Genomic DNA, 14,930 nt, shown 5'->3' on the forward strand with positions numbered 1-14,930 from the left:
AGAAACTTACCAAGAAACATGCACTAGAATAAAATTACATCATATACAGGAAAAATCCCGGTTGAATGCTTGAGGAGGATATTATGAAACCTGTATTACCCAGTGAAAAATATTTCGGTAATTTAGAATTGGTGTTTTCATTTTATGGGCCTATGCCTACAGGTGTTACGGTTTCAGAAAATGGCCGTATTTTCGTTTGCTTTCCGAAATGGGGAGACGATGTTAAATTTACGGTGGCAGAAATGGTTGGGGATCAATTGCAGCCTTATCCTAATTTACAAACCAATTTGGCTAACCCCGAGAATGTCACAATGACTTTCATCAGTGTCCAAAGTGTAGTTGCGGATGGCTTGGGCACGCTTTGGGTATTAGATACAGGAGCACCTAATTTTTCTGTACCCATTAAAGGCGGGGCAAAGCTAGTTGCTGTTGATTTAAAAACCAATACAATTAGAAGGGTATATACCTTTACAGATGATGTAGTCCTGCCTACGACTTATTTGAATGATGTCCGATTTGATTTTCGTGTTGGCAATGCAGGTTATGCCTATATAACGGATTCTTCTTCAAGAGGGCCAGGAGCTATTATCGTCGTAGATTTAGCAAATGGAACCGCGTTTAGACGGTTGAATGGAGCCCATTCAACTTCTCCTGATCCCTATTTTATACCGAAAGTAGAAGGCCAAATCTTAATGAACCGAAACAAAGACGGTTCCACTTCTCCATTTAGATTGGCGTCGGATAGTCTTGCGATTTCTCCCGATGGAAAGATAGTATATTTTGCTCCGCTAACCAGCCGTCACTTGTTCTCGATCTCAACAGAAGCCCTCAGGGACAGAAAGATACCTGACACGGATTTACCTTATCATGTGGAATATTTGGGTGAAAAAGGGGCATCTGATGGAATGATTACCGATGCAAAAGGAATCGTTTATGCTGGGGACTATGAAAATAACAGTATTCGAAAGATATTTCCGAATGGAGCAATGGAAACTATTGCACATGATCCAAGAATACTATGGCCCGATACTTTTTCAATTGGCCCTGATGGATACTTATATGTCATTGTAAACCAATTGCATCGGCAGGCAAGATTTCATTATGGGCGAGATTTACGGGAAAAACCTTATAGTTTACTTCGTATGTATATTGGGGAATTACCTGCTCCAGCCTTTTAAAGATGGTCTGCTACTTTCACAGGCAGCAGGCCTTTTAGATGTTATTCACCTTTATCAGAAATACAGGAACAATATTTTGCACCTTGCATCACCTAAGACAGAGTGGTGAAACCGTCGGAAAAACCTGTTATTAGCAGGTTTTTTTGTTGTTTTTTTATATGGGAGAATTCTCCTCGTCTCCTTCGAAACAAATCTTTTGATTTAAACAGAACGGAGGGGTAATATATATTAATATCGCGAATTACCGATTTGGCGTGATGCTTTCAGATCATCTATCCAGTTTCCGTTGGGATAGTGATAATCGATATAGAAAGAGGCAAATGACATTGAAGCATGAATTGAAACGCTTAAATGATGAACAAGCCGTTGAAATTTTCAAAGCATTGTCGAACCAGACGAGGGTGAGCATTCTTCAAATGTTAAAAGATCCCGAGAGTCATTTTTCACCGCAAGCCCATATTATTGCTGATGAAGGATTTAAAGGCGGAGTTTGCGTAGGGGATATCCGAAGCAAGGCCGGGATTTCGCAATCCACAACTTCACAGTATTTATCGATTCTGCTGCAAAGCGGACTGGTTGAAATGAAGCGAATTGGACAATGGACATATTATCGCCGGAATGAGGAGACGATTAAAAAGTTCGAAAAGTACATTGGTACAAAAATTTAAGGAGAATTCAAGTGAGTCTATTACAGCATCGAGCATTCAACAGATTGTACCAGCAGGATAAAATGACGCTTGGTTTCTCGATTCCGACGGCAAAGATGTCTAAATATCCGATAATGGAAAATCAGCTGCCGCTTGCCCGCAAAATTGAAGACCATGGTTTTGCGGCATTGTGGCTTCGGGACATTACGATTCAGAATTTGAATATTGATGATAATGGTCAAATGTATGATATATGGATTTATTTGACCTATCTTGCGGCCTATACCAAGGATATTGCACTTGGGACGGCGAGTGTGGTCCTCCCGCTGCGCCATCCTGTCCGGGTGGCAAAGGAAGCATCATCTATTGACCGGCTGTTTCCCGAACGCCTGATCATGGGAGTGGCTTCAGGAGACCGGGAAAAAGATTTTACAGCTTTGGGAATATCCAAGCTCGAAAGTGGAGCGCTGTTTAAAACGAACTATGCATTCCTTGAACGGCTGTTAAAGGAGGAGAATCCGACAATCAGCAGCAATTCAGGCATCATCGATGGGACGGATATGAGAATGTTCCCCAAACCTTTTTCAGCGATTCCGACCATGGTGACAGGATTCACAAATCAATCGATTGAATGGATCGCACAGAATGGGGACGGCTGGATCCAATACCCGAGGAACATGCCACAGCAAACTCAATTGATTAAAGATTATCGCGAGTTGTCGGAAATTCACGCCCCTGGAGTGTTTAAGCCTTTCACCCAGACTTTATTCATCGATTTATCGGAAAATCCCGATTCATCTCCTGTTCCGATTCCGTTAGGATTTCGTGCAGGGCGCAAACACTTATTGGAAATTCTGTATCAATTTCAATCCATTGGTGTCAATCACCTGGCTTTTGTATTGTATTTTTCAAGGCGCCCTCCCGAGGAAGTCATCCAGGAGCTTGGAGAGTTTGTGCTGCCTTACTTTCCGACTCATGAAATTCCAGTAATAGATTAGCTTTTAAAAATATTTGATAAGGAAAGAAGATGAACTTATGTCTAAACATGCAAATAAACTAAACGAAATTCCATTCTCTGTGCTTGATCTTTCGCCGATAACAGCCGGAAGTACTCCTGCTGACTCTTTCCGCCATACATTGGAACTCGCACAGCTTGCTGAGAAACTTGGCTACAACCGTTTTTGGCTGGCAGAACACCATAATATGCCGTTTATAGCCAGCTCCGCCACTTCTGTTGTGATGTCCCATGTGGCAGCCGGTACATCAAAAATCAGGATTGGTTCAGGTGGAATCATGCTTCCGAATCATGCCCCGCTGGTAATTGCTGAGCAGTTTGGCACTCTTGAATCATTATACCCGGGGCGAATTGACCTTGGTCTGGGACGGGCACCTGGTACAGATCAGGGGACCGCTCGCGCATTGAGACGCGACTTGAGAAGCACAGGAGATGACTTTCCTGAGCAATTAGCGGAACTCCGAGGTTACTTTGATCCATCCCTGGCACAAGGGAACCCTATAAAAGCTATTCCTGGTGAAGGTTTGAATATTCCAATCTGGCTGCTGGGTTCAAGCGGCTTCAGTGCGCAGCTGGCCGGAGAACTGGGTTTGCCATTCGCGTTTGCCGCCCATTTTTCGCCGCTTAACACTCTGGGTGCACTGCAGATCTATCGCAAAGCGTTTAAGCCTTCGAATGTTCTCGATAAGCCGTATGCGATAGTGGCATTGAATATCATTACAGCAGAAACCGATAAAGAGGCAAAGCGCCTTTTTACCACCATACAGCAGCAATTTTTGAATCTGATGAGCGGCAGCCTTATCCCGCTTCAACCACCGGTAGATGACATATCCGAAGTGGCCGGCAGCTACCAGTTAAAGGCACTCGAGCAGCAATTAGGCTCATCGATTGTCGGCAGCAGGGAGACGGTAAAGGAAAAGCTGCTTACATTTTTGGAAGAGAGCCAGGCAGATGAAATCATGACCATTGCCCAAGTGTACGATCACAAAGCCCGCCTGCGATCATACGAGCTTCTGGCAGAAATCACAAATAGCGAACGGTAAAAAGGAGGACATCAGCAATCAAGCCTAAAAGTTATAGTTACTCGCGGTTTAGCCGAAAAATTTAGAGAGGTGAATAAAGAATGACTGCACATAAAGATCCCATTTTAAAAGCAGGGGATTGGGTAAAGGGAAAGTCAATCGATGGGGAGCTGCTAATAGGTTATATAGAATCTCTTGCTGCCCAGGGTGGGGCTCTGAAAGTAACAGCCGTTACATCTGATAATGATATGGCTGTTGGGAAAACTATTCTAATGCAGAGCAAAGATGTGAAGAAATTGCCGGAAACGAAAGTATCAAACAAAGAGCAAATTCGTTTTCTGATTGATTTGGCGCTTTCTACAGGAGACGAGGAATGGTTTATAGAACTTTCTTCTCAGATAAACTCCATGAGGCAGCTTGTTGATTCCATTAGATAACGCAAAAGAAGAAATGTCGATTCGGCAGGATGAGTGTCTGTAAGTTCCTTGCAAGGCTGGGAAGCGGCAGGCACTTTTTTTCTCCTATCTGCCATTCTCCCTTAACTTAGTGAGGAGTGATTCAGCTGCAAGACCAAATGGACAAAGTGCTTTTTCGTTCACTTACTTTCGGCCAAACTTGGGAAAAAATTAAAAGACATTCTATATGAATGCCTTTATATTAACAGTCGATATTTGATTTTTCACCAATATCCTTAACAACATCCTCGAGCAGCACGTTACCCAATACTTTCTCCATTGCTAACTGTGCAGCTGAAAATATCGGCTCAATTGTGTTTTGGATGTGCCTTCCCACCGGACAGTCGGGATTAGGATTTTCATGCATTCCAAACAACTCATTATCTTGTACAACATTAACAGCCTTGTATACGTCAAGGAGTGTAATTTCCGACATTTCCCTGGCAAGCTTGGCTCCTGCGATTCCTGGGTGCACCTCTACCAATCCTGCTTTCTTTAACATCCCCATAAGTTTCCTGATTACAGCAGGGTTCGTGTTAACGCTAGAGGCCAGAAAATCGGAAGAGCTAATCCCGTCCTTATTAAACTCAATCAACGACAATATATGAATTCCTACAGAAAATCTACTGCTGATGGACATAAAGCATCCCTTCCGTTTGTAATTAATTCGATTACAGGTTTATTATACCTTAAAATCATGAAGAATAACAAAGGGCAAACCGTTTATGTTGACTTGACACTCTCTTGTAATTATAATGATTACAGGTAATTGAATTGGTTACAACCGTAAAGTGAAACTAGGAGGACTTTATTATGAAATTATTAGTGACAGGCGCCACAGGAAAACTTGGAACAAAAATTGTGGATTCTTTATTAAAAACTGTTCCAGCTGAGCAAGTGGCTGTCAGTGTCCGTAATCCTGAAAAAGCTGCAGGATTAGAAGCTCGCGGAGTAGACGTCCGTAAGGGTGATTTTGATAGCCCGGAAACATTGGATACAGCTTTTGCCGGCATTGACCGCTTGTTAATCATTTCTGCTGATGGGGACAATGAAACAAGAATCCGCCAGCATGGAAACGCGGTCGCTGCTGCGGAGCGCGCCGGTGTTAAATTTATTGCTTATACAAGTATAGCCAAAGCTTCTGAAAGCACCAATCTAATGGCTCCGCCTCATGTTGCCACTGAAGCAGCCATCAAGAAAACAGGGATCCCTTATTCATTTCTCCGCAATAACTGGTACCTCGAGAATGAAATTCCAACCATCCAGGCTGTTTTGGCTGGGGCACCATGGGTTACATCAGCAGGTAATGGCAGAGTAGGCTGGGCAACGCAGCAGGATTATGCAGAAGCTGCTGCTGCAGTCCTCTTTGGTAGTGGTCACGAAAACACAATCTACGAACTGTCAGGGAAATTATTGACCCAGGAAGAACTTGTATCCGAACTGGGGAATGTCCTGGGGAAAGATGTCAATGTGCAGCAGGTGGATGACACTGCCTATGCGGCTATCATGAAAGATGCAGGTCTCCCTGAGTTCATCATCCCGCTCCTGGTAGGCATTCAGGAAAGCATTCGCAGCGGCTCTCTGGAAGTTGAAAGCAACGATTTCGAAAAGGCTCTGGGACGTCCTGCCACACCTGTCAAAGAGGCATTAACTGAAATGGTTAATGAAATCTCCCAGACAAGATAAACAAACAAAATTAAACCGGCCATTCTTAATAGAAATGGCCGATTTTTATGTTCATGAATATTTTAAAGTGGGAAGGCTTCTTCTTTATATACCCTTATGATGTCACCAGGCAATGTTTTCAAAAATACTTGGCCTGTCAAAAGTGTTAAACTGTTCCCTGAATTTTTTATAATGTCGGTAAGTTCAATGCAGTATCAATATTAGTTAAATCCAAACTGATCTGTTCGTTTGTATCATAAGCATGATACCATCCTTTTGCTGCCATATAAGTGGATATTTGTTCATGCATATCAAGAGCTTCCACTAAATGGCGGGTGAGTATTTCTTTAATTTCCGGTGTTCCTGACTCCGTAACTGCCATGGCATAATTTCTCACTCCGCTTTTAGCTGAAATGAGCAGATCCATTGCAACCACTTGATCTGATAATGCATTCATGCCAGTTAAATTTTCAATGATTGGATTCATTTTCATCCACCTCCTAATTTACTGCTTAGCATTCGAAAGGATAGAAGCATATTCTTGTAATTGTCTCGTAGATACATCAATGTCCTGCAGCATAATATCTTTTAATTGAGGGTCTGTAACCAACGCTTTCATCGTTTTGGACTTTGTTAGGCAATTGGTCTTAAATGCAGCCATCTCATGAACCTCAAGAACTTCATGCAAGGCGTAGTTCATTTTTTATTCCTCCTCCCTTAAGGTTTCAGCACAACTTTAATACATTCATCCATTTTTGTGTCAAATATCTCATATCCATGTTTTGCTTCGCTGAGAGGAAGGACATGACTTACTACATCGCTTGGGTCAATCTTGCCAGTCGAGACCAATTCAAACATGTATGGCATATAGTGGATGACAGGAGCCTGTCCGGAGCGGATATTGATATTTCGCTGCATAATATCTCCAAAAGGGAAACCATTATATCTGCCGCCGTAAACGCCCGTAACTTGAATGGTCCCGCCTTTACGCACTGCTTGTGAAGCCATGATAAACGCACTTAATGCTCCCCCTTGAAGCTTCATTCCACTCGCAAGGAATTCCATATCAGTCATTTTACCGTCCATACCAACTGCATCAATGACAACATCAGCGCCGCCCTTTGTCATTTCTTTCAAATGCATTCCCGCATTTTCAAATTGTTCAAAATTAACAATTTCAACTTTGTTGGTACGTTTGGCATGCTGCAGACGATAGTCGACATAATCTACCGCAATGACACGCTTTGCACCTTTTAACCAGCAGAATTTTTGAGCAAAAAGACCAACCGGACCGCATCCTAATACAATAACTGTATCTCCACTTTTTACGCCTGCATTGTCAACGCTCCAAAAACCAGTAGTCATCGCATCGGCAATAACGGATAACTTTTCATCTGGTTCTTCACAAGTCTCAGGAATTTTGAAATGAGTAAAGTTGGCAAACGGCACTCTTAAATACTCTGCTTGTCCGCCTGGATAGCCGCCAGTCGTACCAGAATATCCGAAATATGCACCCATATCGCCATTATCATTAGAATTATCACATTGGCTTTCCAAATGGTTTTTACAATACATACATTCCCCGCAGGCAATGTTAAAAGGAATAATAACACGATCCCCTTTTTTTACTTTCGTCACATTTGGTCCAACCTCTTCAACAATCCCCATCGGTTCATGACCGATAATATAGTCTTCCTGCATGTTTGGAATCATTCCATGAATCAAATGTAAATCAGATCCGCATATTGCTGTACTCGTTACTTTAATTATCATATCATCTGGTTTTTCGATCTTTGGATCTGGAACTTCTTTGACTACAACATTTTTAATGCCCTGATATGTTACTGCCTTCATGTTATACAGCCTCCAGTGTTATTGTTCATCAGGTGTCCGGTCAAACATACCTTTTCTATTGGTTTCAACAGGGAACAGATTCATTTTGCCAATCATCAGTGTATTGTTGGCAGAGAGCTGATCTAGTTTATACTGTTCACTTAGTTCGTGTGGGTGGAACCATTTTTTGCTGACCATCAGGTCTGTAATTTCCTGATGCATGGTAATACCTTGCATTAATTGGTTTCGTAAGAGGGTTCTAACATCAGGTGATGCCGACTCCGTTAATGCGACAGCAATATTACGCACACCTTCTTTAGCACGAAGGAGGAAGTCCATGGCAAATGTGGTATCAGCCAGTTCAGGTACATGTAATGAGTTTATAGGGTCTAAATAGTCATTATTCAATGAAGTTGCCTCCTTTTCAATTTACTATTGGTGTAGGGCGGTTTTGAGGAACAGGAGCTTCAAAAGGTGCACGCTGATAAATCGCCTGTAATTCTCCAAGCGATTGGATAGATTGTTCAACATCTTTTTTCATTAATTCTCTCAAATCCTGATCAAATACCAGACCTTGCATTAGTTTTGATTTCGCCAGGCAAAGGGTTTTAAAGTTAATAACTTCATGCAGATCCAATGACTCATGATCGGCTAATTTTTGAACGTCCATTCTGGTGACCTCCTTATTAACTTGTACAAAGATATAGTTTCAAAATTTACAGCAAATTATCCCGATTTTTTTAGGGTATTTTTTAGTTAAAACTGCAGGAGGAAAAAAGAAGATTTAAGGAGAAATGAAATGCACAGTATTTATTAGAATAAGCAAAAAAGCGAGGGGGGCAATGATGAATTCACTGTATTTATTTGAATATTCCCAGTGATGAATATATTGTATTTTTCTTCAGTTTTATGTAGTGAAGTAAAAAGTCTGTTTTCAGTAAATAGAAAAGAAAAAATAGCTATTAAAAAAAGCCTGTATCCATGAATCTAATTGAAGATACAGGCATTTTCTTTTACTCGAAACTTTATGACGCCCAAATTTGAATATTAGATAATAGAGTAGTTAAAACCATACCTGGGATTAGTATAATAAGGCGGTCTCCAACCAATTTCCGGCATTGGCCAGGAATGGTTGATATAATCCATCCTTACTTTTTGATCTGAATGATTGACCAGCAATAATTTTACTTCAGGACTAAACTCGAAATTCAAATGGCTGCCTCCTTAACATTTTTTCTTACTTTTTACCTTATTCATACTAATTGGATATGGAGCATGTACCACTTTCTTAAAACGGTCATGAACAAACATCTGAGCCGATAGAAAGAGGATTTTACTTTATTGGAAAACAGGCACTTCGTTCAGACGCCCAACATAGGTTAAACATAAAGTTTTAAACCTGGAGGTTTCCTATGAGTCAAGAAAATCAGAATCGCGAAATGCCGCAAGTGGATCAGATGCAAGACATCGAATTCACGGATCAAATGGATATGATGGATCAAATGCCGGAAATGAATCAATCGCAAATGTATCAACCTCAAATGTATCAGATGCAGCAAGCCAATCAGATTCCCCATTATCATATGCCCCAAATGCAGCAAGCCAATCAGATGCCACAGTACCCAATGCCTCAAATGCAGCAAACCAATCAAATGCCCCAATATGTTATGCCGCAAATGGGCCAGCATGCTGGTAATGGTATAGGGCAATATCAATACGGAGATATGATGGGGAAATATCAGCAGAGTAACATGATGGGCCTGAAGGAGCAAAAGAAGCTGCAGGAGATCCAGCAGCTGCAGCAAGCATTTGATGCCAATAAAGTGGAACACCCATACCCGATGTATCCTAATTATGGAAAAATCATTCAATATGAGGAAATACCATTAAATTTACCTGAACAACGCCAGCTTTTCCATCCTGGTGTGGAAGGGTTAATGGTGCCCCGGCCGATCATTGAAAATCCCAATTATAAAGGAAGCGGAAAATTAAAGGGAAAGGTTGCGCTCATTACAGGCGGTGACAGCGGTATTGGGGCTGCGGTAGCGATTGCGTTTGCCAAGGAAGGCGCTGACGTAGCCATTGCTTATTTAAATGAACATGAGGATGCAAACCGCACCAGAATGAGGGTTGAACAACTTGGCCAGCGCTGTTTATTAATGCCTGGCGACTTGCGGGATAAACGGCAATGTGTCGCCATTGTAGAACAAACTGTAAGGACATTCGGCCGCCTGGATATACTCTGTAACCATGTGGGGATCCAGTTCCAGCAGAAGAGCTTGACGGACATTACGGATCAGCAATTCGATGACACATTTAAGGTAAATATCTATTCTCACTTCTATACAACAAGAGCAGCGCTTCCATATATGAAACCGGGAAGCTCGATCATCCAAACCTCATCTGTTGTGACTTATGTTGGCGAAAAACAAATGATTGATTATACTGCTACAAAAGGCGCCAACGTAGGATTTACCCGTGCACTGGCCAAAAACGTAGTGAAAAAGGGAATCCGCGTTAATGCAGTAGCGCCCGGACGGATCTGGACGCCGCTTATCGCTGCGAGCTTTTCGTCAGACCAAGTGGCGGTATACGGAGCCTTTAATCCTATGCAGCGTGTGGCCCATCCATTTGAATTGGCTCCAACATATGTATATTTGGCATCCGATGATTCACGCTTTGTCACCGGCCAAGTGCTGCATGTGGACGGCGGAGAATCTAGTCATTCATAAAAGAAAGCTAAATTTCCGAAATCTAGTAAAGCACAGCCGATTTCCAATTATTGTGGGGGAATCGGTTTTTTTATTGGCTATAGTTCCATGCTTAGTGCCATTTTTTAAAATACAAGATGTTTCAATCTGCTGAGTCCTTTGAAGTCCAAGACGCCGTAATGAAAGAAATCAATGAGCTGCGTTTTGAGTTTGACAGCATGAGGCAGATTGTTCAAATCCGCCAGACGATTGATACAACGGATGAGTTTTATTAGAAAGAAAGGGGATTTTTCAATGAAGTGAGGCCAGCCTACAAGGGTCTAATCACAAACTTTTATGAGGCCCTTACAGCTTCTAAATTTTGCTCTCAGTTGAAGGATAAGTGGGGAAACAGATTTTCTTATTGGCGGACAGTCAATTAAAGACGTTTTTCTCCTGATGTCCTGTAGGAAATGCAGGAAGAAAACAAAAAATAGGTGCCTGACCCCACATCAACATAACTCATGTTAAACTCACACAAAGTTAAAAAAATCCTGTTAATTGAAGTGCAAGGCACGTAGACTCCTGTGGGAAAGCAGCGGCAATGCTGAGACCCCGCAGCGCGCAGCGGGAGGAGGCTCAGCGTCGCCCCGCGGAAAGCGAAGTGCCTGGAACGGAAATTAACAGCCCCATATTACCGGCAGAATAGTAAAAAGACGGATCAAAATTTGAGATTGCTCAAATTCAATAAGAATTAAATGTTGAATTACCAGAAGAATTAACAGCCTTATTTAATGAAACAAATGGTGTGTTTGACAACTGGAATTGTCCTTTGGTTTGTCCAGCTTCCCAAATGATTAAGGACAATCTATTTTATAGAAATTTTAAAGATTATAGAGATATTTATATGCCATTTGATAATCTTTCAGACGCAGGCAATGGCGATTTATTTTGTTATTTTGATAGGAAGAACGATGAACGCCTAATAGAATATGAGTTTAATGTTTTTCTTATATAAAAATAAGGCTTGAGGAGTTCCCCAAGTCCCTAGGTTGATCATTATTTTCACTTATTCTTTGCAATAAGCACTGAAGTTAGCATTTTTTATCGCAGTAAAAGCTTGCCCCCACAATGATAAGTAAAATAAACAGAACTACAATTAAGAAAAAATCGTTACGATTACTAGGGCAGCTGTAGCTATATGCAGGATATGGAGCTCCACAATCATATGCTGGGGATGTATAGGCAGGCATTGGAGCGGCATTTGGAGCAACATTTGGAGGAACATTTGCACTAAGAGTCGGCGGGGCGTTTAGATTTGAATACATTTATCATACCTCCCTCGAGTAATGAATTTCTCTATATAGTACTCTCGAAGGTGAGTTTGGAGCCCGTCTATAAAAAAATGGGCGAATGTCCGGGTTATTTGATCTGACCGGCTATTAGATTGAATAATAGAGATAGTGTACATATGAAATGGAGCTTTTGTTATGATGCACGATTGGACGCTGTGGTTTGTACGCTGCGCTGTTCCTCTGCAAGCCTGCCGCTCTTAATAAATACTTGAAAGAAGGCCTGGTCACCAATTTTGTTATATATGCTGATTGCTGACTGTCCGGTTTTCTCGTCTCATTAAGGAGCCGAATCATTTCTTCTGATGTTCTTATATTAAATCCATGTCCAAACAGCCTGCCATCCTCAAGGAGCACAGCATTAACACCCCTGAAATGCGGTGTTTTTCGATCAAAGTCAGGATTATTTACGTACAGGACGTCTCCAGGTATAAAATGATCAGAGTAAAAGGTGATGATGCCCAGGTCTGTATCTGTATGCCAGCTGTAAAGATATAGATCCTGAAACAGTGAATTAAATCTTTCGCTGCCGATACTATTCAATATGGCATAGTAATAGATGATTGGAATTGCTGTCGCGCATTCAAATGCATAAAATGAACCGTTTCGAAAAATATCTATAATGGCATCAGCCGGTTGCACATCAGGCCTCAAAAGGAACCCGCCTGCTCTTGTTAATTGCCAGTACCTGGGATTGCAGCGGGCATATTCAAAGCTTGTAAACACAGCCTGACTTTTATCCATTTCTTTCGCGCTTTGAATGATGTTCCTGCGCACTGTAAGCTCAAAAAGTAATTCATACTCGGAATTATAAGAATACAAAACTGGTGCAGACTGCATCTGTTGCAGGATCGTCTTCTCAACACTTCCAAGCTGGCCATTTTCTTGAATTTGAAAAGGTACCCCTGATATCTGGATCATACAATCCCCCAATTCCTATTTCGCTTTTCTTTGTGCTCATATCTATCGTATTCTCTTATTTATGAATCATGTTAAAAAGAGCCAAGGGGTCAGGTCCCTTGGCTCAACAAACAAATCCGCTAAGGTAAATGATGTTCAGATTAAGGAGTCTGAGAAAATGAAGAAGGTACAGCTGGTTTGCTTATACTAAGGAACTTAAGCTCAGAGAAGGTTATAATCAGGAAATAATTAAAAAGCAATAGAAAAGTACCCGTTTCTTCTGAAGATGGCTTAAATCCCGCTTCCTTAGCCATTCTTGATGGTTTGGAACAACAGCAGCGAAATTATATTTCGAAAAGCGAAAGTTTTTTTCGGATTTAAAAGGAATTTGTCTCATTCTGCCGAAATATGTACGTATGATATTTTTACTACATAAGGAGGATCTTTGATGAATTTTAATGACTACCCATACACAAGACCTAATATGGAAGAGGCAGAAAGAAATTTTAATCAATTATTAGAGAAGTTCCAATCTGCGGAGTCCTTTGAAGTCCAGGACGCCGTAATGAAAGAAATCAATGAGCTGCGTTCTGAGTTTGACAGCATGAGGCAGATTGTGCAGATCCGTCAGACGATTGATACAACAGATGAGTTTTATAAGAAAGAAAAGGATTTTTTCAATGAAGTGGGACCAGCCTACAAGGGTCTAATCACAAATTTTTATGAGGCCCTTACAGCTTCAAAATTCCGCTCTCAGCTGGAGGATAAGTGGGGGAAACAGTTATTCCTATTGGCGGACAGTCAGTTAAAGACGTTTTCTCCTGATGTGCTGAAGGAGATGCAGGAAGAAAACAGGCTGGTTAGTGAGTATGTGGATCTGCTTGCTTCGGCTAAGATTCCGTTTGATGGGGAAGTGAAAAATCTTGCCCAGTTAGTTCCTTACCACCAGTCACCTGACCGGAGCGTGAGGAAGGAATCCAATGAAGCGAAGTACAGCTTCTTCATTGAGCATGCCGATCAGTTGGATGGTTTATACGACAAGCTTGTAAAAGTGCGTACCCGTATTGCCAAGAAGCTGGGTTTTTCTTCTTTTACAGAGTTAGCTTATGCCAGGCTTTCCCGTACTGATTATGATGCTGAAATGGTGGCAAAGTTCCGTGACCAGGTGAAAGAGTATATCGTTCCATTAGCCACCAAACTCAAACAAAGGCAGCAGGAACGTATCGGCGTCGATACATTCAGGTATTACGATGACAGCTTCAGCTTTAAGACAGGAAATCCTGATCCTAAGGGAGATGCGGAGTGGATTGTCGATCAGGCGAAGAAAATGTACGAGGAAATGTCCCCGGAAACGAACGAATTTTACACTTATATGGTGGAAAACAACCTGATGGACCTGTTAAGCAAAGCTGGTAAAGCTGGCGGCGGATACTGCACCTATATCAGCCAGCATAAGTCACCATACATTTTCGCGAACTTTAACGGAACCAAAGGCGATGTTCGTGTATTAAAGCATGAAGTGGGGCATGCTTTCCAGGTATTTGAAAGCCGTGGATTTGAAGTGCCTGAGTACGGGTTCCCTACGCTGGAAGCATGTGAAATCCACTCCATGAGCATGGAATTCTTTGCCTGGCCATGGATGGACCTCTTCTTCGGGGAAGATACGGATAAATACAAGTTCTCTCATTTAAGCGAAGCGGTTCTGTTTATTCCTTATGGTGTAGCAGTCGATGAATTCCAGCATTTTGTGTATGCCAACCCGGAGGCAACTCCAGCCCAGCGCAAGCAGGCTTGGAGAGAAATCGAGAAGAAGTACCTGCCGCATCGCGATTATGAAGGAAATGAATTCTTGGAAAATGGCGGTTACTGGCAGCAGCAGGGACATATTTACAAAGTTCCTTTCTATTATATTGATTACACACTGGCACAAATCTGCGCGCTGGAATTCTGGAAGCGTACGCAGGAAAATAATAAAGAAGCCTGGAAAGATTATCTGCACTTATGCAAGCTGGGCGGAAGCCAATCGTTCACAGAACTTGTCAAAGAGGCGAACTTGATTTCTCCATTTGAAGATGGGTGTGTGAAGTCGGTGATTGATGAGATTGAGGCTTATTTGGATACTGTTGATGATAAGGCACTTTAAAAAGTATAAGGGGATTGGCCGGTTTGAGGG

16 protein-coding genes are annotated in these 14,930 nt (G+C 41.9%); 8 read left to right on the forward strand and 8 right to left on the reverse strand.

Going from position 1 to position 14,930, the window contains the following annotated elements; all coding sequences use genetic code 11:
- Positions 1 to 83: 83 nt before the first annotated feature.
- From CYJ37_RS00885 to CYJ37_RS00905, 5 genes are all read left to right on the forward strand, one after another.
- Positions 84 to 1,178 carry an L-dopachrome tautomerase-related protein gene (locus tag CYJ37_RS00885; RefSeq protein ID WP_101547543.1) on the forward strand — a complete coding sequence of 365 codons (1,095 nt, stop codon included), beginning with the start codon at positions 84 to 86 and terminating at the stop codon, positions 1,176 to 1,178.
- Positions 1,179 to 1,594: 416 nt separating this feature from the next.
- Positions 1,595 to 1,846, forward strand: coding sequence for an ArsR/SmtB family transcription factor (locus CYJ37_RS00890; RefSeq protein ID WP_374703143.1), 252 nt, complete (start codon positions 1,595 to 1,597; stop codon positions 1,844 to 1,846).
- 11 nt (positions 1,847 to 1,857) lie between these two features.
- Positions 1,858 to 2,823: a TIGR03571 family LLM class oxidoreductase gene (locus tag CYJ37_RS00895; RefSeq protein ID WP_101547545.1), complete on the forward strand. Its 966-nt coding sequence runs from the start codon at positions 1,858 to 1,860 to the stop codon at positions 2,821 to 2,823.
- 37 nt (positions 2,824 to 2,860) lie between these two features.
- Complete coding sequence (locus tag CYJ37_RS00900; RefSeq protein ID WP_101547546.1) at positions 2,861 to 3,883, forward strand: LLM class flavin-dependent oxidoreductase; 1,023 nt, start codon at positions 2,861 to 2,863, stop codon at positions 3,881 to 3,883.
- 80 nt (positions 3,884 to 3,963) lie between these two features.
- Complete coding sequence (locus CYJ37_RS00905) at positions 3,964 to 4,299, forward strand: IDEAL domain-containing protein (RefSeq protein WP_101547547.1); 336 nt, start codon at positions 3,964 to 3,966, stop codon at positions 4,297 to 4,299.
- Between the two features lie 220 nt (positions 4,300 to 4,519).
- Here CYJ37_RS00905 and CYJ37_RS00910 read toward each other — a convergent pair whose 3' ends face one another.
- Positions 4,520 to 4,957 carry an Rrf2 family transcriptional regulator gene (locus CYJ37_RS00910; protein WP_101547548.1) on the reverse strand — a complete coding sequence of 146 codons (438 nt, stop codon included), beginning with the start codon at positions 4,955 to 4,957 and terminating at the stop codon, positions 4,520 to 4,522.
- Between the two features lie 173 nt (positions 4,958 to 5,130).
- Here CYJ37_RS00910 and CYJ37_RS00915 point away from each other — a divergent pair, with 173 nt between their 5' ends.
- Positions 5,131 to 6,003, forward strand: coding sequence for an SDR family oxidoreductase (locus CYJ37_RS00915; protein ID WP_101547549.1), 873 nt, complete (start codon positions 5,131 to 5,133; stop codon positions 6,001 to 6,003).
- Between the two features lie 166 nt (positions 6,004 to 6,169).
- Here the strand turns inward: CYJ37_RS00915 and CYJ37_RS00920 are convergent, their stop codons facing one another.
- The 5 genes from CYJ37_RS00920 to CYJ37_RS00940 are packed head-to-tail and all read right to left on the reverse strand — an operon-like array spanning position 6,170 to position 8,485.
- On the reverse strand, positions 6,170 to 6,469 hold the full coding sequence (locus CYJ37_RS00920) for a spore coat protein (RefSeq protein WP_094767373.1): 300 nt from the start codon (positions 6,467 to 6,469) through the stop codon (positions 6,170 to 6,172).
- An 18-nt stretch (positions 6,470 to 6,487) separates the two neighbouring features.
- Positions 6,488 to 6,682, reverse strand: a complete 195-nt coding sequence (locus CYJ37_RS00925; RefSeq protein WP_094767372.1) for a hypothetical protein — start codon at positions 6,680 to 6,682, stop codon at positions 6,488 to 6,490.
- A gap of 17 nt (positions 6,683 to 6,699) precedes the next feature.
- Positions 6,700 to 7,836, reverse strand: coding sequence for a zinc-dependent alcohol dehydrogenase (locus tag CYJ37_RS00930; protein ID WP_094767371.1), 1,137 nt, complete (start codon positions 7,834 to 7,836; stop codon positions 6,700 to 6,702).
- Between the two features lie 18 nt (positions 7,837 to 7,854).
- Positions 7,855 to 8,223, reverse strand: a complete 369-nt coding sequence (locus tag CYJ37_RS00935; RefSeq protein ID WP_094767370.1) for a spore coat protein — start codon at positions 8,221 to 8,223, stop codon at positions 7,855 to 7,857.
- Between the two features lie 16 nt (positions 8,224 to 8,239).
- Positions 8,240 to 8,485, reverse strand: coding sequence for a spore gernimation protein GerQ (locus tag CYJ37_RS00940; protein WP_094767369.1), 246 nt, complete (start codon positions 8,483 to 8,485; stop codon positions 8,240 to 8,242).
- A 1,081-nt stretch (positions 8,486 to 9,566) separates the two neighbouring features.
- Between CYJ37_RS00940 and CYJ37_RS00945 the strand changes: the two genes are divergently transcribed.
- Positions 9,567 to 10,547: an SDR family oxidoreductase gene (locus tag CYJ37_RS00945; protein WP_374703144.1), complete on the forward strand. Its 981-nt coding sequence runs from the start codon at positions 9,567 to 9,569 to the stop codon at positions 10,545 to 10,547.
- Between the two features lie 1,052 nt (positions 10,548 to 11,599).
- Here the strand turns inward: CYJ37_RS00945 and CYJ37_RS27890 are convergent.
- Complete coding sequence (locus CYJ37_RS27890; RefSeq protein ID WP_101548383.1) at positions 11,600 to 11,758, reverse strand: YjcZ family sporulation protein; 159 nt, start codon at positions 11,756 to 11,758, stop codon at positions 11,600 to 11,602.
- A gap of 189 nt (positions 11,759 to 11,947) precedes the next feature.
- On the reverse strand, positions 11,948 to 12,778 hold the full coding sequence (locus CYJ37_RS00960) for a protein-glutamine gamma-glutamyltransferase (RefSeq protein ID WP_101547550.1): 831 nt from the start codon (positions 12,776 to 12,778) through the stop codon (positions 11,948 to 11,950).
- A gap of 427 nt (positions 12,779 to 13,205) precedes the next feature.
- On the opposite strand from CYJ37_RS00960, the gene CYJ37_RS00965 reads away from it, so the two are divergent.
- Positions 13,206 to 14,900 carry a M3 family oligoendopeptidase gene (locus CYJ37_RS00965; protein WP_101547551.1) on the forward strand — a complete coding sequence of 565 codons (1,695 nt, stop codon included), beginning with the start codon at positions 13,206 to 13,208 and terminating at the stop codon, positions 14,898 to 14,900.
- Positions 14,901 to 14,930: the final 30 nt, after the last annotated feature.

The sequence above is a fragment of the Bacillus sp. UMB0728 genome (genome assembly GCF_002858875.1).
Lineage (GTDB): Bacteria > Bacillota > Bacilli > Bacillales > Cytobacillaceae > Bacillus_AB > Bacillus_AB infantis.

Excerpts from the sequence above, each read along its gene's own strand:
- CYJ37_RS00920 (WP_094767373.1), bottom strand. The coding sequence starts at position 6,469 with ATGAATCCAATCATTGAAAATTTAACTGGCATGAATGCATTATCAGAT.
- CYJ37_RS27890 (WP_101548383.1), bottom strand. The coding sequence starts at position 11,758 with ATGCCTGCCTATACATCCCCAGCATATGATTGTGGAGCTCCATATCCT.
- CYJ37_RS00890 (WP_374703143.1), top strand. The coding sequence starts at position 1,595 with ATGTTAAAAGATCCCGAGAGTCATTTTTCACCGCAAGCCCATATTATT.
- CYJ37_RS00910 (WP_101547548.1), bottom strand. The coding sequence starts at position 4,957 with ATGTCCATCAGCAGTAGATTTTCTGTAGGAATTCATATATTGTCGTTG.
- CYJ37_RS00940 (WP_094767369.1), bottom strand. The coding sequence starts at position 8,485 with ATGGACGTTCAAAAATTAGCCGATCATGAGTCATTGGATCTGCATGAA.
- CYJ37_RS00960 (WP_101547550.1), bottom strand. The coding sequence starts at position 12,778 with ATGATCCAGATATCAGGGGTACCTTTTCAAATTCAAGAAAATGGCCAG.
- CYJ37_RS00915 (WP_101547549.1), top strand. The coding sequence starts at position 5,131 with ATGAAATTATTAGTGACAGGCGCCACAGGAAAACTTGGAACAAAAATT.
- CYJ37_RS00965 (WP_101547551.1), top strand. The coding sequence starts at position 13,206 with ATGAATTTTAATGACTACCCATACACAAGACCTAATATGGAAGAGGCA.
- CYJ37_RS00885 (WP_101547543.1), top strand. The coding sequence starts at position 84 with ATGAAACCTGTATTACCCAGTGAAAAATATTTCGGTAATTTAGAATTG.
- CYJ37_RS00930 (WP_094767371.1), bottom strand. The coding sequence starts at position 7,836 with ATGAAGGCAGTAACATATCAGGGCATTAAAAATGTTGTAGTCAAAGAA.
- CYJ37_RS00905 (WP_101547547.1), top strand. The coding sequence starts at position 3,964 with ATGACTGCACATAAAGATCCCATTTTAAAAGCAGGGGATTGGGTAAAG.
- CYJ37_RS00925 (WP_094767372.1), bottom strand. The coding sequence starts at position 6,682 with ATGAACTACGCCTTGCATGAAGTTCTTGAGGTTCATGAGATGGCTGCA.
- CYJ37_RS00945 (WP_374703144.1), top strand. The coding sequence starts at position 9,567 with ATGATGGGCCTGAAGGAGCAAAAGAAGCTGCAGGAGATCCAGCAGCTG.
- CYJ37_RS00900 (WP_101547546.1), top strand. The coding sequence starts at position 2,861 with ATGTCTAAACATGCAAATAAACTAAACGAAATTCCATTCTCTGTGCTT.